The organism is Streptomyces sp. NPDC030809, assembly GCF_055572195.1.
Window position 1 is genome coordinate 1 of sequence record NZ_JBVIDV010000014.1, and the last position, 16,266, is coordinate 16,266.

General features: G+C 72.1%; 17 protein-coding genes. 8 read left to right on the top strand and 9 right to left on the bottom strand.

Annotated features, from left to right (window positions below):
• Nucleotides 1-233 (top strand): hypothetical protein (locus tag ACZ407_RS19315; protein WP_468129690.1); only part of this gene is annotated, 233 nt, incomplete at its 5' end.
• A gap of 129 nt (nucleotides 234-362) precedes the next feature.
• Here the strand turns inward: ACZ407_RS19315 and ACZ407_RS19320 are convergent.
• Nucleotides 363-1,004: a DNA-3-methyladenine glycosylase gene (locus ACZ407_RS19320; RefSeq protein WP_468129692.1), complete on the bottom strand. Its 642-nt coding sequence runs from the start codon at nucleotides 1,002-1,004 to the stop codon at nucleotides 363-365.
• Between the two features lie 93 nt (nucleotides 1,005-1,097).
• On the opposite strand from ACZ407_RS19320, the gene ACZ407_RS19325 reads away from it, so the two are divergent.
• The 3 genes from ACZ407_RS19325 (at nucleotide 1,098) to ACZ407_RS19335 (ending at nucleotide 3,093) form a co-directional block, all read left to right on the top strand.
• A complete protein-coding gene (locus ACZ407_RS19325) occupies nucleotides 1,098-1,880 on the top strand; it encodes a sporulation protein (RefSeq protein ID WP_468129694.1) in 783 nt (260 codons plus the stop codon).
• 10 nt (nucleotides 1,881-1,890) lie between these two features.
• On the top strand, nucleotides 1,891-2,427 hold the full coding sequence (locus ACZ407_RS19330; RefSeq protein WP_468129696.1) for a YbhB/YbcL family Raf kinase inhibitor-like protein: 537 nt from the start codon (nucleotides 1,891-1,893) through the stop codon (nucleotides 2,425-2,427).
• A gap of 162 nt (nucleotides 2,428-2,589) precedes the next feature.
• Nucleotides 2,590-3,093 carry an HNH endonuclease gene (locus ACZ407_RS19335; protein ID WP_468129698.1) on the top strand — a complete coding sequence of 168 codons (504 nt, stop codon included), beginning with the start codon at nucleotides 2,590-2,592 and terminating at the stop codon, nucleotides 3,091-3,093.
• A gap of 78 nt (nucleotides 3,094-3,171) precedes the next feature.
• Here the strand turns inward: ACZ407_RS19335 and ACZ407_RS19340 are convergent, their stop codons facing one another.
• The 4 genes from ACZ407_RS19340 to ACZ407_RS19355 form a co-directional block, all read right to left on the bottom strand.
• On the bottom strand, nucleotides 3,172-3,948 hold the full coding sequence (locus ACZ407_RS19340; protein WP_468129700.1) for a sulfite exporter TauE/SafE family protein: 777 nt from the start codon (nucleotides 3,946-3,948) through the stop codon (nucleotides 3,172-3,174).
• Between the two features lie 78 nt (nucleotides 3,949-4,026).
• Nucleotides 4,027-4,977, bottom strand: a complete 951-nt coding sequence (locus ACZ407_RS19345; RefSeq protein ID WP_468129702.1) for an SPFH domain-containing protein — start codon at nucleotides 4,975-4,977, stop codon at nucleotides 4,027-4,029.
• A gap of 113 nt (nucleotides 4,978-5,090) precedes the next feature.
• Nucleotides 5,091-5,519 carry an NfeD family protein gene (locus ACZ407_RS19350; protein ID WP_468129704.1) on the bottom strand — a complete coding sequence of 143 codons (429 nt, stop codon included), beginning with the start codon at nucleotides 5,517-5,519 and terminating at the stop codon, nucleotides 5,091-5,093.
• 52 nt (nucleotides 5,520-5,571) lie between these two features.
• Entirely contained in the window at nucleotides 5,572-6,366 is a 795-nt protein-coding gene (locus tag ACZ407_RS19355; RefSeq protein WP_468129706.1) for an ABC transporter ATP-binding protein, read from the bottom strand.
• Nucleotides 6,367-6,502: 136 nt separating this feature from the next.
• Here ACZ407_RS19355 and ACZ407_RS19360 point away from each other — a divergent pair, with 136 nt between their 5' ends.
• Nucleotides 6,503-7,288: a hypothetical protein gene (locus tag ACZ407_RS19360; RefSeq protein ID WP_468129708.1), complete on the top strand. Its 786-nt coding sequence runs from the start codon at nucleotides 6,503-6,505 to the stop codon at nucleotides 7,286-7,288.
• Between the two features lie 107 nt (nucleotides 7,289-7,395).
• Here the strand turns inward: ACZ407_RS19360 and ACZ407_RS19365 are convergent, their stop codons facing one another.
• The 3 genes from ACZ407_RS19365 to ACZ407_RS19375 form a co-directional block, all read right to left on the bottom strand.
• Nucleotides 7,396-7,641, bottom strand: coding sequence for a chaplin (locus ACZ407_RS19365; protein WP_468129710.1), 246 nt, complete (start codon nucleotides 7,639-7,641; stop codon nucleotides 7,396-7,398).
• Nucleotides 7,642-7,811: 170 nt separating this feature from the next.
• Nucleotides 7,812-8,465, bottom strand: a complete 654-nt coding sequence (locus ACZ407_RS19370; RefSeq protein WP_468129712.1) for a response regulator — start codon at nucleotides 8,463-8,465, stop codon at nucleotides 7,812-7,814.
• Nucleotides 8,458-9,603, bottom strand: a complete 1,146-nt coding sequence (locus ACZ407_RS19375; protein ID WP_468129714.1) for a GAF domain-containing sensor histidine kinase — start codon at nucleotides 9,601-9,603, stop codon at nucleotides 8,458-8,460. The genes ACZ407_RS19370 and ACZ407_RS19375 overlap by 8 nt, the downstream gene beginning before the upstream one ends.
• 220 nt (nucleotides 9,604-9,823) lie before the next feature.
• Between ACZ407_RS19375 and ACZ407_RS19380 the strand changes: the two genes are divergently transcribed.
• From ACZ407_RS19380 to ACZ407_RS19390, 3 genes are all read left to right on the top strand, one after another.
• On the top strand, nucleotides 9,824-10,528 hold the full coding sequence (locus ACZ407_RS19380; protein ID WP_468129716.1) for an SDR family NAD(P)-dependent oxidoreductase: 705 nt from the start codon (nucleotides 9,824-9,826) through the stop codon (nucleotides 10,526-10,528).
• Between the two features lie 430 nt (nucleotides 10,529-10,958).
• Complete coding sequence (locus ACZ407_RS19385) at nucleotides 10,959-12,284, top strand: S-adenosylmethionine:tRNA ribosyltransferase-isomerase (RefSeq protein WP_468129718.1); 1,326 nt, start codon at nucleotides 10,959-10,961, stop codon at nucleotides 12,282-12,284.
• A 335-nt stretch (nucleotides 12,285-12,619) separates the two neighbouring features.
• Nucleotides 12,620-13,321: a transglycosylase SLT domain-containing protein gene (locus ACZ407_RS19390; RefSeq protein WP_468129720.1), complete on the top strand. Its 702-nt coding sequence runs from the start codon at nucleotides 12,620-12,622 to the stop codon at nucleotides 13,319-13,321.
• Nucleotides 13,322-13,422: 101 nt separating this feature from the next.
• Here ACZ407_RS19390 and ACZ407_RS19395 read toward each other — a convergent pair whose 3' ends face one another.
• Entirely contained in the window at nucleotides 13,423-15,978 is a 2,556-nt protein-coding gene (locus ACZ407_RS19395) for an ABC transporter ATP-binding protein/permease (protein ID WP_468129722.1), read from the bottom strand.
• Between the last annotated feature and the right edge of the window lie 288 nt (nucleotides 15,979-16,266).

Below are 16,266 nucleotides of genomic sequence, written 5' to 3' on the forward strand. Positions count from 1 at the left end.
CGTTGATTTTTGGCACGCTGTTGAGTTCTCAAGGTGCGGACGCTTCCTTTGTACTGACCCTCGCGGGCTTTCCTCCGGGCGCTTCCTTCGTTCTTGCGTTTCCGACTCTATCAGATCTTTCCGATCCGATTTCCTTGGTGCTTTCCGGTTCCGGCGCTTTCGCGCTTTCCCCTTCCGGCGATCACTACGTTAGCGGATTTCCTGTCCCGCTCATAATCGAGCTGCGGATTTGAATTCGGGCATGCCGAATGCGCACCCGCCAGGGTGATGCGTAGGTAGTGGTTTGGCCGCTCCCGGGCCCGCTGACAGCAGGTGACCGGTTCAAGCGGCTCGGGCTACGTTAGGGGTCCGGAAGGGGCGAGTCAAGTTGAGCGGCGGCGTGGCGCGTGGGCCCGATAGGGGCTGACCGTGGGGTCGTCCGCGTGCCAGAAGCGCCAGGGGTGATGGGCTCCGTCGCCGCCCACCCCCGTGCGCGGACCGGAGCGGAGCTGGTCGGAGCCGATGGCCGTACCGGCGAGCACCGACAGGGCGGAGTCGGGGCCGGCGCAGAGGTCGGTGCCGTCGAGGGTCCGGTCGATGCCGAGAGCGGTGGCCAGCCGGGCCGGGCCCTTGGCCAGTTCTCTGTCATTTCTGGCCGAGAGTCGGCGTTTGCGGGCCAGCTCGGCGCCGAGGGTGATCTCGCCGGCGCGCAGCAGCACCCCGCTGGCGGTGCCCTCCGGACCGCACACCAGGTTGAGGCTGAACCACATGCCGTAGATGAAGTAGACGTACGCGTGTCCGGGGGGACCGAACATCGATGCGTTGCGCGCCGTGCGTCCGCGGTAGGCGTGCGAGCCCGGGTCGGCCTGGCCCTCGTAGGCCTCCACCTCGGTGATGCGCAGTTCGATCGGGCCTTCCGCGGTGCGGCGGACCAGGGTGCGGCCGAGGAGATCCGGGGCCACGGTGAGGACCGGCCGGTCGAAGAAGCTGCGGGGCAGGGGCGTACGGTCGGGGCGCGCGCTCATCCGTCCGAGCGTAGTGGAATCGGCGCCCCGGGAACCGGGCCCTATGGTTCCGCGTTTGTAGAGGTCAGATCTCAGTGAAGGGGAGACAGACGCATGGGGTTCAAGAAGCTGTTCGCGAGCCTGGGGGCCGGTGGCGCCTCGGTGGACACGATCATCACCGAGCCGAACGTGGTGCCGGGTGGCATCGTCCAGGGCGAGGTCCGCATCCAGGGCGGGTCCGTCGAGCAGCAGATCGAGGGGCTGTCGGTCGGTCTGCAGGCGCGGGTCGAGGTCGAGAGCGGTGACTCGGAGTACAAGCAGGACATCGTCTTCACGAAGCAGCGGCTCGGCGGCGCCTTCAAGGTGCAGCCCGGCGCGGTGCACGTCGTGCCCTTCGGTCTGGAGATCCCCTGGGAGACCCCGGTCACCCACTTCGCCGGCCACCACCTGCACGGCATGAACATCGGTGTGAGCACCGAGCTGGAGATCGCGCGCGCCGTGGACGCGGGCGACCTGGACCCGATCAACGTGCACCCGCTGCCGGCGCAGCAGGCCATTCTGGACGCGTTCGGCCAGCTGGGCTTCCGTTTCCGCAGTGCGGACATGGAGCGCGGCCACATCCGCGGCACCCGGCAGACGCTGCCGTTCTACCAGGAGATCGAGTTCCTGCCGCCGCAGCAGTACCACGGGCTGAACCAGGTCGAGCTGACCTTCGTGGCGGACGGCAACGAGATGGACGTCGTCCTGGAGATGGACAAGAAGCCGGGCCTGTTCTCCGAGGGCAGCGACACGTACCGCTGCTTCAAGGTCGGCCTGCACACCTACCAGGGCACGAACTGGGCGGGCTACCTGAACGAGTGGATCGCCTCCGTCGGCTCGAAGCGCAACTGGTTCTAGGAGGCAGACCGTGTCGCAGACCAACCGTCCTCCGCTGCCGCACGACTTCCACCCGGAGGTCCCGTCCTTCACCGTGACCAGCACGGACCTGGCGCCCGGCGCCGATCTGGGGCCCGCGCAGGTGCTGAAGGGCGGGAACCTCTCCCCGCAGCTGCGCTGGGAGGGGTTCCCGGCCGGGACCAAGAGCTTCGCCGTCACCTGCTTCGACCCCGACGCCCCGACCGGCAGCGGGTTCTGGCACTGGGTGCTCTTCGATCTTCCGGTCTCGGTGACCGAGCTCCCCGCGGGCGCGGGCAGCGGGAAGTTCGAGGGGCTGCCGGCCGGTGCCGTGCAGGCGCGCAACGACTACGGCACGCACGACTTCGGCGGTGCGGCTCCCCCGGCCGGGGAGCGGCACCGGTACGTGTTCACCGTCTACGCGGTGGACCAGGAGAAGTTGGGTCCCGGTGCGGACGCCTCTCCTGCCGTCGTCGGATTCCATCTGCGTTTCCACGCGCTCGGCCGTGCCCATCTGATCGGTGAGTACGAGGCCCCTTCGGGGGATTGAGCGCGGGGCTGATCGTTCGCCGGCCGTTTGCCCGGTCCTGGTCTAAAGGTGACCGGGACCGGGCATTTTTAATGCGTTGTCCCGCGTGGCGCGCGCGGCCAGAGTGGTTGCGGGCCTTGCCGCCAGGGTGGTCGCGGGGCCTGCACACGGGAGGTGGGCGAGATGCGGGACACGCTGGTGCTGAATGCGAGCTTCGAGCCGCTGTCGACGGTTTCGATGAACCGGGCCGTGGTTCTGGTGCTCCAGGACAAGGCCGTGGTGGAGCAGGCCCATCCCGAACTCCGTGTGCGCGGCGCGGCGGTCGATCTGCCGGTGCCCCGGGTGATCAGGCTGTGCAGGTACGTACGGGTGCCCTTCCGAAGACATGCTCCGTGGTCGAGGCGGGGGGTGCTGGCCCGGGACCAGCACAGGTGCGCGTACTGCGGGCGGCGGGCGACGACCGTGGACCACGTGGTGCCGAAGTCCCAGGGCGGCGGGGACACGTGGCTGAACACGGTGGCCTCCTGTGCGGAGGACAACCACCGCAAGGCGGCCCGGACTCCGGAGGAGGCCGGCATGCCGCTGCTGCGTGAGCCGTTCGTGCCCTCCCCGGCGGACGCGATGCTGCTGGCGCTGGGTTCGGGGCGCCGGGACGCGCTGCCGGACTGGCTCGGCAAGTCGGCGTAACGCCTGCGGGTGCCCCGGGGGCCGGATCGTCGGTCCCCGGGGCATCGGACGTTCTGCGGCGTATTTTCTCTACGCCGGTCAGCGGACGATCAGTTGGACGATGGCGAGGATGCCCACTGCCACGATGACCGCGCGCAGTGCGGTCGGGGGGAGGCGCCGGCCGATCTTCGCGCCGAGCTGGCCGCCGAGGGTGGAGCCGACGGCGATGAGGAGCACGGCGGTCCAGTCGAACTCGGCGACGAAGAGGAAGAACACGGCGGCGATGCCGTTGACGAGGGCGGCGATGACGTTCTTGACGGCGTTGACGCGCTGGAGGTCCTCGTTCAGCGCCAGGCCCATGAAGCCCAGGTAGAGCACTCCCTGCGCGGCGCCGAAGTAGCCGCCGTACGCGCTGGACAGGAGCATGCCGGTCAGGAGGGCGGGGCCGCCGTCGGGGTGCCGGGCGGGGCTGCCGGGCTGCTGCTCGCGGGCGCGCAGGGCCCGGGCGAGCCGGGGCTGGAGGACCACGAGCACCAGGGCGAGCCCGATGAGCACGGGCACGATGGTGTCGAAGGAGTCCGAGGGCAGGGTGACGAGGAGGACGGCGCCGGCGAGTCCGCCGATGAGGGAGACCAGGCCCAGGCGCAGGACGCGGCTGCGCTGGCCGGCGAGTTCCTTGCGGTAGCCGATGGCCCCGCTGATCGAACCGGGCACCAGGCCGAGGGTGTTGGACACGTTGGCGGTGACCGGCGGGAGTCCGGTGGCGAGGAGCACCGGGAAGGTGATGAGGGTGCCGGAGCCGACGATGGTGTTGATGGTGCCGGCTCCGACACCGGCGGTGAAGACCGCGAGTGATTCCCAGATGGACAAGGCCATCCCTTTCACATGGGTGAGTCGCCTCCCCGCCATGAAGGTCGAGGGGCCTCACCGATCATGCACGAGGGGGCTCGTACCTCAGTCGATCGGGGGCTGCTCCCGGCGCTCGGGGGAACCGCCGTCCTTGGCCTGGCTGAAGCCGGAACCGCCGGATCCGGGGCCGAAGTTGCCGATGGCGCCGCTCAGTCCCTTGAGGGCGTCGCCGATCTCGCTGGGCACGATCCAGAGCTTGTTGGCGTCGCCCTCGGCGATCTTCGGGAGCATCTGGAGGTACTGGTAGGAGAGCAGCTTCTGGTCGGGGTCGCCGGCGTGGATCGCCTCGAAGACGGTGCGGACGGCCTGGGCCTCGCCCTCGGCGCGGAGGGCGGCGGCCTTGGCGTCACCTTCGGCACGCAGGATCGAGGACTGCTTCTCGCCCTCGGCGCGCAGGATCTCGGACTGGCGGACGCCCTCGGCCTGGAGGATCGCGGCGCGCTTGTCGCGGTCGGCGCGCATCTGCTTCTCCATCGAGTCCTGGATGGAGGTGGGCGGCTCGATGGCCTTGAGCTCGACGCGGTTGACGCGGATGCCCCACTTGCCGGTGGCCTCGTCGAGCACGCCGCGCAGGGCCGCGTTGATCTCCTCGCGGGAGGTGAGGGTCCGCTCCAGGTCCATGCCGCCGATGATGTTGCGGAGGGTGGTGACGGTGAGCTGCTCGATGGCCTGGATGTAGCTGGCCACTTCGTAGGTCGCGGCCCGGGCATCGGTCACCTGGTAGTAGATGACCGTGTCGATGTTGACGACCAGGTTGTCCTGGGTGATGACCGGCTGCGGCGGGAAGGGGACGACCTGTTCGCGGAGGTCGATCCGGTTGCGGATCGAGTCGATGAACGGGACGACGATGTTGAGGCCCGCGTTGAGGGTGCGGGTGTAGCGGCCGAAGCGTTCGACGATCGCGGCGCTCGCCTGTGGGATGACCTGGATGGTCTTGACCAACGCGATGAAGACCAGCACCACCAGAATGATCAGGACGATGATGATCGGTTGCATGCGGTTCCCCGTACCCTTCTAGCTGCCTGTCCTGCGCTGTCGGGAGCGCAGCACCCCTTGTGCGGAGTCTTGCAGACCCGCGTGGACGGGGCGCGGGATTCGGTCACATGACGTCACATGACGACGGCGGTCGCCCCGTCGATCTCCACGACGTCGACCTGCTGGCCGACGTCGAAACTGGTGTCCGCATCGAGGGTGCGGGCGGACCAGACCTCCCCGGCGAGTTTGATCCGGCCGCCGCTGCCGTCGACGCGTTCGAGTACGACGGCGGTGCGGCCGCGCAAGGCGTCGACCCCGCTGGTGAATTGGGGGCGCTGGTTGCGGTGCCGGTTGGCGATGGGCCGGACCACGGCGATGAGCGCCACCGACACCACGACGAAGACGAGGACTTGGGTGACCACTCCCCCGCCCAGCGCCGCGGTGATCGCCGCGGCGACGGCTCCCGCGGAGAACATGCCGAATTCGGGCATTGCGGTCAGGACGAGCGGAATGCCCAGTCCGACCGCGCCGATGAGCCACCACACCCACGCGTCGATGTCCACATGGTCATGGTAGGTCGGCCGGACGCGGTCAGGACAGGGTGCGGTGCGGGGGTCAGCGCAGGGGGAGGCCCTGGGCGGTCCAGCGGTCGTGCTCGGTGCGCTCGACGACGAGGGGGAGGCCGAAGCAGACCGACAGGTTGCGGGAGGTGAGTTCGAGGTCGATGGGTCCGGCGGTGACGACCTTGCCCTGGCGGATCATGAGGACGTGGGTGAAGCCGGGGGCGATCTCCTCGACGTGGTGCGTGACCATCACCATGGAGGGGGCGAGCGGGTCGCGGGCCAGCCGGCCGAGACGGCGTACGAGGTCTTCGCGGCCGCCGAGGTCGAGTCCGGCGGCGGGCTCGTCGAGGAGCAGCAGCTCGGGGTCGGTCATCAGGGCGCGGGCGATCAGGGTGCGCTTGCGCTCGCCCTCGGAGAGGGTGCCGAACTTCCGGTCGAGGTACTCGGTCATGCCGAGGCGGTCGAGGAAGGCGCGGGCGCGCTGCTCGTCGATCTCCTCGTACTCCTCCTGCCAGCTCGCGGTCATGCCGTAGGCGGCGGTGAGCACGGTCTGCAGGACGGTCTGGCGCTTGGGCAGCTTGTCGGCCATGGCGATGCCGGCCATGCCGATGCGGGGGCGGAGCTCGAAGACGTCCACCTTGCCGAGGGTGCTGCCGAGGATGGTGGCGGTGCCCTTGGTGGGGAAGAGGTAGCTGGACGCGATGTTGAGCAGGGTGGTCTTGCCGGCACCGTTCGGGCCGAGGATCACCCAGCGCTCCCCCTCCTTGACCGACCAGGAGACCTGGTCCACCAGAGCCCGGCCCTCCCGGACCACGGATACGTCCTGAAGCTCCAGCACATCGCTCATGAGCGCGTTGTCTCCCATTGCAGTCTTGGATGTCACAGTGCGCCTGTGGGCGCAGCCCCAGAGGGAAAACCTACGCCACTCGGGGCGGGGGCTGCGGACGAGGTGGGCGGGTGGGCCGGTCCGTAGGCTGGGTCCCATGCTTTCGGAACCACGATCAGGGCGGCTGGCCGCCTGGGGCAACGCGTTGTTGGGCGGTCTGGTGTCACCGGACGAGGCCGTGGTGGCGGTGGTCGGCGAAGACGCCGTGCACCGGGTGCTGGGTCTTCCGGGCGAGACGGGCCCGGTGGGGCTGACGCTCGCGCTGGGGCGGCTGCGGGCACTGGGGGTGACGGGTCTGCGGGTGGCGCTGCCGGCGCCCGGGCATCCGCTGGGGCTGAGCGGGCCCCCGGAGTTCAACGCCCGGGCGCTGGAGGCCGAGGAGGCGGTGGTCTGCACGGGGGCCGCGCTGGGGCTCGTACCGGAGGTGTCGGAGGCCGGGCCGGCCGGGGACGTGCACGTGGAGGTGGTGTGGCACTGCCTGCCGGTGCGGGAGGCACCGCCGGCGGACGTGCCTTCGCTCGGCGAGGCGGAGCGCGAGCTCGCGGAGGGGCTGCGGGAGGCGACGCAGGTGCTGACCCGGCTGGACGTGGCGGGGTCGGGGCCGGTGGCGGAGGCGGCGATCGACGCCTACCGGGCGCGGGCGGAAGCGGGCCGGGAGGTGCTGGCTCCCGGATATCCGCCGCGGGCGGTGCGGGTGCTGGAGCTGGCGCAGCGGATCGGGCTGATGGTGGAGCTGGCTGCGGGCACCGGGCACGGGGGCGCGGTGGCGGCTTCGGAGATGGGGGCCCGGGCAGAGGCGCTGCGGCCGGTGGAGCGGGTGGCCCGGCGGGCGCAGGTGGCTGCGTACAACGCGTACGTGGAGGAGCGCGAGCGGGGTCGGTAGCGGGCGGTCCGGGTGTGCGGGCCGCCCGGTGTGCGGGCTGCCCGATGTGCCGCGGCCCCGCTTCCGGGGAGAGGGAGGAAGCGGGGCCGCGGGGGCGGGCGGGAGCGTCAGTGGTTGATGCCCGTGTTGCCGAAGGCCGGGTTCAGCAGGCCGATGACGGTGACGGCGTTGCCGACCACGTTGACCGGGACGTGGACCGGGGCCTGGACGAGGTTCCCGGAGGCCACGCCGGGCGAGTGCAGGGCCTCGCCGTTCGCGTGCGCGCCGCCGTGCGCGGACGAGACACCGGCGCCGGCGGCGACGAGGCCGCCGGCGATCATGGTGACGGCTGCGGCCTTCTTGAAGTTCTTCACGTTCGGGTCCTCCAGTGGGTCTGCCGCGGCCAGCCGCCGCGGCACGCCATGGAGAACGCCCGCCCGCCGGTCAGGTTGCGCCATGTGGGCTACATCCACCCGACGGTATGAATCTCATTCCGGACGGTTGCCGTCCGGAAGACCCCGGGCCGGGGAGGGAAAGGCCCGGCCTAGGGCGCCAGGCCGTGGCGTACGGCCCACAGGGCGGCCTGGGTGCGGTCCGCGAGGTCGAGCTTCATCAGGATGTTCGAGACGTGGGTCTTGACCGTCTTCTCGGACAGCACGAGGGCGCGGGCGATCTCCCGGTTGGAGCGCCCGTCGGCGATCAGGCCGAGCACCTCGCGCTCGCGTTCGGTCAGGGCGCTGCTGCGGCCGGGCGCGGGGGCCTGGTCCTCCTGGGCGAGCAGGGCCTCGGCCACCTCGGGCTGGAGCAGCACGTGCCCGGCGTGGACGGAGCGGATGGCTCCGGCCAGGGCCTCCGGGTCGATGTCCTTGTATACGTACCCGGCCGCGCCCGCGCGCAGGGCGGGGACGACGGTGCGCTGCTCCGTGAAGCTGGTGACGATCAGGACCCGGGCCGGGTTGGCGAGCCCGCGCAGCCGGCGCAGGGCCTCGATGCCGTCGGTGCCGGGCATCTTGATGTCCATCAGGACCACGTCGGGGCGCAGTTCCTCGGCGGCGGCGATGCCCGCCTCCCCGTCGGCGGCCTCTCCGACCACTTCGATGTCGTCCTGTACCTCCAGGAACGTGCGCAGGCCGCGGCGGACCACCTGGTGGTCGTCCACGAGCAGCACACGGATCCCGGTGCTTCCTGCCTCAGCCACCGGGGACCTCCATCTCGATCGTGGTGCCCGCGCCGGGCGCCGACTGGACGGTGAGTACGCCGCCCACCCCGCTCGCCCGGTCCCGCATGGAGACCAGGCCGAGGTGGCGGCCCGCCCGGCGGACGGTGCGCGGGTCGAAGCCGCGGCCGTCGTCGGTGATGCGGAGCAGGGCGCCGGGGCCGCGGCGGGCGAGGAGCACCTCGACGACGGCGGCGCCGGAATGGCGCAGGGCGTTGTGCAGGGCCTCCTGGGAGACCCGGAGCAGGGCCTCCTCCTGGGCGGCGGGGAGGGCGCGTACGCCCTCGCAGGCGAAGGTGACCCGGGCGGAGTGGGCCCGGTCGAGCACCTGGACCTGGGTGCGGAGGGTGGCCACGAGCCCGTCCTCGTCGAGGGCGGCGGGCCGCAGCTCGACCACCGCGGCGCGCAGCTCGTCGGCGGCCTCGGCGGCGAGGGCGGCGACCTGCTGGAGCTCGCCCTTGGCGCGGGCCGGGTCGCGGTCGACGAGGGCGGCGGCGGCCTGGGCGGTGAGCCGCAGGGAGAACAGCTTCTGGCTGACCGCGTCGTGCAGCTCGTGGGCGAGGCGGGCGCGCTCCTCGGAGATGGTGAGCTCGCGGCTGCGCTCGTAGAGGCGGGCGTTGGTGAGGGCGATGGCTGCGTGCTGGGCGAGGATGCCGAGGAGTTCCTCGTCCTCTTCCGTGAAGCCGCAGCCCGCGCCGGGGCGGGGGCACCTCTTGTTGGCGAGGAACACCGCGCCGAGGGTCTCCTCGCCGTCGCGGATCGGCAGGCCGAGGAAGTCGGACATCTCGGGGTGGGCGGCGGGCCAGCCCTCGAAGCGGGGGTCCTTGCGGACGTCCGCCAGCCGCTCGGGGCCGGGCTGGTGGAGCATCGCGGCCAGGATGCCGTGCTGGCGGGGCAGCGGGCCGATGCGGCGCCACTGCTCGTCGCTGATCCCGTCCACGACGAACTGGGCGAAGCCGCCGTGGTCGTCGGGGACGCCGAGGGCCGCGTACTCGGCGCCGAGCAGTTCGCGGGCCGAGGCGACGATCGTCTTGAGCACGTCCCGCACTTCCAGGTGGCGGCTCATGGCCAGCAGGGCGGTGCTCACCGCTGCCAGTCCGGTGCGGGGTCGGTGGCTCATGGAGATCACCGTACCTGCGGGCCGGGGCGGCCGGATCGGACTGCCGGACCAGGGGCCGGGCCGCAGGTCGTAGGTCTTGGCGGGTAGGCCCCGGCGCCTAGGGCGAAGGGCGGTGGGGGTGTGCGGCCGGCGGCCGAGGCGGCGGAGGGTGCGGCGTACCTACGGTGCCGCTACAGCCCGCGGTACGGAGCCGGGGGCGGCGTGGGAGAGGTGGCGCGGGATGTCGGTGGCACTGGTGACGGGGGCCTCGCGGGGGCTGGGCCGGGCGCTGGCCGGGGAGCTGGCGGGGCGGGGCTGGGACCTGGTGGTCTCCGCGCGGTCGGCGCCGGCGCTGGCGGAGGCGGCGCGGGAGCTGGAGAAGACGGGGGTACGGGTGGCCGCGGTGGCCGGGGACGTGTCCGGTGCGGCGCACCGGGCGGAGCTGGCCGCGGCGGCGCGCGGGCTGGGCGGGCTGGACCTGCTGGTGAACAACGCGGGGGTGCTGGGGGCGGAGCCGCTGGTGCCGCTGGCCGAGCAGCCGCTGGCGGGGCTGCGGGAGGCGCTGGAGGTGAACCTCGTGGCCCCGCTCGGGCTGGTGCAGGAGACCCTGCCGCTGCTGCGGGAGTCCCCGGCCGGCGCGGTGCTGAACCTCAGCTCGGACGCGGCGGTGGTGCCGTACCGGACGTGGGGGGCGTACGGGGCGACGAAGGCGGGGCTGGACCTGCTGTCGGCGGTGCTGGCGGTGGAGGAGCCGGGGCTGCGGGTGTGGTGGGCCGATCCGGGGTCGATGCGGACCCGGATGCTGGCGGCCGCAGAGCCGGCGGAGGACCTGACCGGGGTCCCGGCCCCGGAGGAGGTGGCCCCCCTGCTGCTCCGCCTGATCGAGGACCGGCCCCCGAGCGGCCGCTGGACGGCGGAGGACCTGCGAGAGGCGGAGCGGGCGTGAGGAAGAGGAACGGGGGCGCGGGTGCGGGTGCGGGGGCCGCGGTGAAGGCGGGCTGGGATGCGGGGGGCGCGGGGGTGGGGAGCCGGGGTGCGGGCGGCGGTGCGGGCGCGGGCGGGGATGCGGGCGCGGGCGGGGTGCTGAGGGCGCGGTGAAGGGAAGCGGAGATGCAGGCGACACTGCGGGCGCGGGCGGGAACGCAGGGACCGCGGCGAGGGGGAACGCGGACGCAAGCGACACCGCGAGTGCGGGCGGGGACGCCGGAGCAACCGCCTTGCGGAACGGCGGCGCGGGCGACGCTGCGGGCCCGGGCCGAGGTGGAGGGGCCGTCGTGAAGAAGGACGAGGGCGCGGGCGGGGGCGGAGGGGTCGTCGTGAAGGGGGACGGGGGTGCAGGGGTGGGGGGAAGGGGTGGGAGGAGCGGGCTCCTTTCGATGTCCGTGCCGGCGGAGCTGTCGGCGCGGGGGCCGGTGGAGCAGGCCGGGGACGGGCGGGGCCGGGACGGGGTGCGGCTGATGGTCTCGCGGGGCACGGCCGTCTCGCACCATTCCTTCCGGGAGCTGCCGGAGCTGCTGCGGGCCGGGGACGTGCTGGTGGTGAACACCTCGGTCACGCTGCCGGCGGCGCTCGACGCGCGCCTGGCGGGCCGCCCGGTGGTCGTCCACTTCTCCACGCGGGCGGACGACGGCCGCTGGGCGGTCGAGCTGCGCGAGCCGGACGGCCGGGGGACCACCCGGCCGCTGCCCGGCGGACCGGCCGGCGCCGCTCTGGAGCTGCCGGGCGGGGCCCGGCTGCGGCTGGCCGGGCCGCTGGTCCCGGGCTCGTCCCGGCTGTGGTGGGCGCGGGTGTCGGTGGCGGACGTGCCCGGCCTGCTGCGCCGGTACGGGCGGCCCATCCGGTACGCGTACACGGAGGGGGACCAGCCGCCCGAGGCGTACCAGACGGTCTTCGCCGTGCCGGAGCCGGACGGGGCGGGGTCGGCGGAGATGCCGAGTGCGGGCCGTCCGTTCACGGCGGAGCTGGTGGACCGGCTGGTGCGCCGCGGGATACGGATCGCACCCCTGACCCTGCACACGGGCGTGGCCTCGGCGGAGGCGCACGAGCCGCCGTACCCGGAGCGCTTCCGGGTGCCGCCGGGCACGGCCCGGCTGGTGAACGCGGCGCGGGCCGCGCGGCGGGGCACGCCGGGGACCGGCAGTGAGCCGAGCGGGCGGGAGCCCGGGGGGCGGGAGCCGGGCGGAGGGGAACCGGGCGGGCGGGTGCCCCGCGGGCAGGAGCCGGGCGGGCCCGGGGGGCGAGAGCCGAGCGGCTGGGAGCCCGGCGAGCGGGAGCCCGGCGGGCAGGGGCCGAGCGAGCGGGAGCCGAGCGGCCGGGAGCCCGGCGGGCAGGAGCCGAGCGGCCAGGAGCCCGGCGGGCGGGAGGCAGGCTGGTGGGAGCCCGGCGGGCGGGAGCCGGGCGGGCGGGTGATTGCCGTGGGGACCACTGTGGTCCGGGCGCTGGAGTCGGCGGCGGACGCCGAGGGGGTGGTGCGGCCGGCCGAGGGGTGGACCGGGCTGGTGGTCGCTCCGGAGCCGGGCGTGCGGGTCGTGGACGGCCTGCTGACCGGCCTGCACGAGCCGGAGGCCTCCCACCTCCTCATGCTGGAGGCGGTGGCGGGGGCGGCCGCGGTGCGGGCCTCTTATGCCCAGGCGGTAGAGCGTCTCTACCTCTGGCACGAGTTCGGGGACGTCCATCTGCTCCTCAAGGAGGAGGCGCAGTGACGCTCCGCATTGCAGGTGCAACACGCGGTGAAACTGTTACGCGTCCGATGTGAGCCCGCGCATAGGACGCACATCACTTACGAAGCCGCGTAGTAAGCGGATAAGGGTCGCGTCAACGCTGGCCGCCGGGGGGTCGGGCCCGGAATTCGGGGGTTCGCGGGCTCCCCTGATCCACTAAGCAGGATCGTACGTCACACCTTTGCCACAGGATTTTGCCCCCGCTAAGAATGGCTGCCGTCGCTCAGCGCCGCGGGTCCCGGACCCGGCGGCGCTTCCTTGCGGCCACTCCCCCGGCCTCCGCCCGGCGGGACCCCTGCTCGTAAAGGTTGCTGCTCATGTCTGCGTCCAGCGCTCCCGGTCACAGTCGTCTGACCAAGGCCCACAAGATGTCGATCGCCGGCGTGGCCACCCTGAGTGCCGCCGCCCTCGCCTTCTCCCTGGTCCCGGCCGACAGCGAGAAGACCACGACGGTCGCTGCGGACCCGGTGAGCTGGTCGCAGGTCATCGACGCCGTGCAGACGAAGTCCATGCAGACCAGCCTGACCCAGCAGCACCTCGTGGTCGAGAAGGCCGCCAAGGACGCCGCGAAGGCCGCCGCCAAGGCCAAGGCCGAGGCCGCCGCCAAGGCGAAGGCCGCGAAGGCCGCCGCGAAGGCGAAGAAGGAGCGCGAGGCCAAGGCCGCCGCGAGCCGCGCCGCCGCCCGCAAGCCGATCTTCGCGAACAACCTCGACGGCTGGATCAAGGAAGCCCTCTTCATCATGAAGCGCGAGGGCATCCCGGGCACGTACTCGGGCATCCACCGCAACATCATGCGCGAGTCGGGCGGCAACCCCCGCGCGATCAACAACTGGGACATCAACGCCCAGAACGGCATCCCGTCCAAGGGCCTGCTCCAGGTCATCTACCCGACCTTCGCCGCGTACCACGTCAAGGGCACGAAGTTCGACCAGTACGACCCGGTCGCGAACATCGTCGCCGCCTGCAACTACGCCGCGGCCCGCTACGGCTCCATGGACAACGTGAACAGCGCCTACTGAGGCCGTTCGCCCCGCAGCCCCCATGCGCCGCAGGGCGGCACCCGGATCCCGGGTGCCGCCCTGCGGCGTTTTTCCGTGCGTACGAGGACGCGTACGGCGGGCTACTTGCGCATGACCTCGGGCTCGTGGCGGCGCAGCAGGCGGGCCACGGCGAACCCGCAGGCGATGCCGATGAGCAGCAGGACCGTGATGTTGAAGAACCACTGGCCGGCGGTGGCTTCCCACAGCGGGTCGGTGTTGAGCGGGTTCTCCTGGTCCCACGGCGGCATGAGCACGGCCAGGTTCAGGGTGGTGCCGGAGGCGGCGACGGCCCAGCGGGAGGGCATCAGCCAGGCAAACTGCTCCAGGCCGGGCGAGTCGTAGACCTGGAAGAGGATGCCGGTGAACACGACCTGGACGATCGCGAACATGACGAGCAGCGGCATGGTCTTCTCGGCGGTCTTCACCAGCGAGGAGATCACCAGGCCGAACATCATCGAGGTGAACCCGAGGGCGGTGACCGCCACGCAGAGCTCGACGGCGGGCGGCATGATCAGGCCCTCGGCGGGCAGGTCGCGCGGGGCGAAGCCGATGGCGCAGATGATCGCGCCCTGCACGGCCGTGATGAAGCCGAGGACGATGACCTTGGACATCAGGTACGCGGAGCGGGACAGGCCGGTGGCGCGCTCCCGCTCGTAGATGACCCGTTCCTTGATCAGCTCGCGGACCGAGTTGGCGGCGCCGGAGAAGCACATGCCGACCGCGAGGATCAGCATGATCGTGCCGGCGTCGCCGTTGAAGCGGGACGGCGGCTTCGGGGGTGCGAGGCCGAAGGTCGCGGGGATCACGGTGGAGACCACGCCCAGGACCGCGGGCAGGATCAGCATCAGGGCCATGAAGCCCTTGTCCGAGGCGATCACCGCGAGGTAGCGGCGGATCAGCGTGAACAGCTGGGCGCCCCAGGCCTGCGGCTTCGGCGGCTGCATCTGCGCGGTCGGCATGGTCACCGACTGCGGGGCGACGGCGTCGAGGTCGGCGGCGTACAGCTGGTAGTGCTGCGAGCCCTTCCAGCGGCCGGCCCAGTCGTAGTCGCGGTAGTTCTCGAAGGCCGAGAACACGTCCGCCCAGGTCTGGTAGCCGAAGAAGTTCAGCGCCTCGTCCGGCGGGCCGAAGTACGCGACGGAGCCGCCGGGCGCCATGACCAGCAGCTTGTCGCAGATGGCCAGCTCGGCGACCGAGTGGGTGACGACCAGGACGGTGCGGCCGTCGTCGGCGAGGCCGCGCAGCAGCTGCATGACGTCGCGGTCCATGCCCGGGTCGAGGCCCGAGGTGGGCTCGTCGAGGAAGATCAGTGAGGGCTTGGTGAGCAGCTCCAGCGCCACGGACACGCGCTTGCGCTGACCGCCGGAGAGCGAGGTGATCTTCTTGTCCTTGTGGATGTCGAGCTTGAGCTCGCGCAGGACCTCGTCGATGCGGGCGGTGCGCTCCTCCTCGGCGGTGTCGCCGGGGAAGCGGAGCTTGGCCGCGTACTTCAGAGCCGTCCGTACGGTCAGCTCCTTGTGCAGGATGTCGTCCTGCGGGACCAGGCCGATGCGCTGGCGGAGCTCCGCGAACTGCTTGTACAGGTTGCGGTTGTCGTAGAGGACGTCGCCCTGGTTGGCGGGCCGGTAGCCGGTCAGCGCCTTGAGCAGGGTGGACTTGCCGGAGCCGGAGGGGCCGATGACGGCGATGAGCGACTTCTCCGGGACGCCGAAGGAGACGTCCTTGAGGATCTGCTTGCCGCCGTCGACGGTGACCGTGAGGTGGCGGGCCGAGAAGGAGACCTCGCCGGTGTCGACGAACTCCTCCAGCCGGTCGCCGACGATCCGGAAGGTCGAGTGGCCGACGCCGACGATGTCGTTGGGTCCGAGCAGCGCGGTGCCGGACTTGGCGAGCGGCTGGCCGTTGACGTAGGTGCCGTTGTGGCTGCCGAGGTCGTGGATCTCGAAGCGGCCGCCGGTGGAGCGGAACTCCGCGTGGTGGCGCGAGACCTGGAGGTCGGAGACGACGAGCTCGTTGTCCAGGGCACGGCCGATGCGCATGACGCGGCCCATGGCGAGCTGGTGGAACGTGGTCGGGCTGCGGTCGCTGTAGCCGTGGCCGGCGGGCGCGCCGCCGCGCGGGGCGCCCTGCTGCTGCGGGATCTGCCCCTGGGCGAAGCCGGGCTGCGGCTGCTGGTGGCCCGGCTGCTGGTGCGGCATCTGCTGCTGGTGGGCCGGCTGCTGCATGTGCGGCTGCTGGTAGTGCGGCTGCCCCTGCGGCTGCCGGCCCGGCTGCGGGGCGAGCGGGTGGCCGCCCTGCTGGGCGTAGGCGGTGGGCGCGTTGGCGACGGCGGCCGAACCGGCCGGTGCGGCCGAGAGGTTCAGCCGCGGGCCGTCGGTCGCGTTGCCGAGGTGGACCACGGTGCCGGCGCCGAGGTCGAGGCGCTGGACCCGACGTCCCTGTGCGTAGGTGCCGTTGGTGCTGCCGTGGTCCTCGATGGCCCAGCCGCTGCCGGTCCATCCGATGGTGGCGTGCCGCCACGAGACCCGCGCGTCGTCGATCACCACGTCACCCTGCGGATCGCGTCCCAGGGTGTACGACCTGGACGGATCGAGGGCCCAGGTCCTTCCGTTCAATTCCAGTACGAGTTCCGGCACTCCATGCCCCACTTGTTGTCCCCCGGTGCCCCCTGACAGCAGGGAGTCTAGGGATGGCGAACTTCGGGGGGAACTATTTCAGGCCCGCGGCCGGAAGTGGAATCCGGGCCCGGCGGCAGGCGCCGCAAGGGACTTGTTGACGGCTGCCAAAGGCCCCCGGAGAGTGGTAAGGGCCCATGAGTGCGTACGGATCATGCGCGAATGGGAGATCCGGGATGACTCGGTACGAATCGGGGGTCCGCTCATGAGTCCGCGTCGCAGGGAACCGGTCGGTCGGGAAGTGGGCGC

Coding starts and splice junctions, on each gene's coding strand:
- ACZ407_RS19325 (WP_468129694.1), top strand. CDS start 1,098: ATGGGGTTCAAGAAGCTGTTCGCGAGCCTGGGGGCCGGTGGCGCCTCG.
- ACZ407_RS19335 (WP_468129698.1), top strand. CDS start 2,590: ATGCGGGACACGCTGGTGCTGAATGCGAGCTTCGAGCCGCTGTCGACG.
- ACZ407_RS19340 (WP_468129700.1), bottom strand. CDS start 3,948: ATGGCCTTGTCCATCTGGGAATCACTCGCGGTCTTCACCGCCGGTGTC.
- ACZ407_RS19375 (WP_468129714.1), bottom strand. CDS start 9,603: ATGAGCCACCGACCCCGCACCGGACTGGCAGCGGTGAGCACCGCCCTG.
- ACZ407_RS19380 (WP_468129716.1), top strand. CDS start 9,824: ATGTCGGTGGCACTGGTGACGGGGGCCTCGCGGGGGCTGGGCCGGGCG.
- ACZ407_RS19320 (WP_468129692.1), bottom strand. CDS start 1,004: ATGAGCGCGCGCCCCGACCGTACGCCCCTGCCCCGCAGCTTCTTCGAC.
- ACZ407_RS19360 (WP_468129708.1), top strand. CDS start 6,503: ATGCTTTCGGAACCACGATCAGGGCGGCTGGCCGCCTGGGGCAACGCG.
- ACZ407_RS19390 (WP_468129720.1), top strand. CDS start 12,620: ATGTCTGCGTCCAGCGCTCCCGGTCACAGTCGTCTGACCAAGGCCCAC.
- ACZ407_RS19385 (WP_468129718.1), top strand. CDS start 10,959: ATGTCCGTGCCGGCGGAGCTGTCGGCGCGGGGGCCGGTGGAGCAGGCC.
- ACZ407_RS19345 (WP_468129702.1), bottom strand. CDS start 4,977: ATGCAACCGATCATCATCGTCCTGATCATTCTGGTGGTGCTGGTCTTC.
- ACZ407_RS19355 (WP_468129706.1), bottom strand. CDS start 6,366: ATGAGCGATGTGCTGGAGCTTCAGGACGTATCCGTGGTCCGGGAGGGC.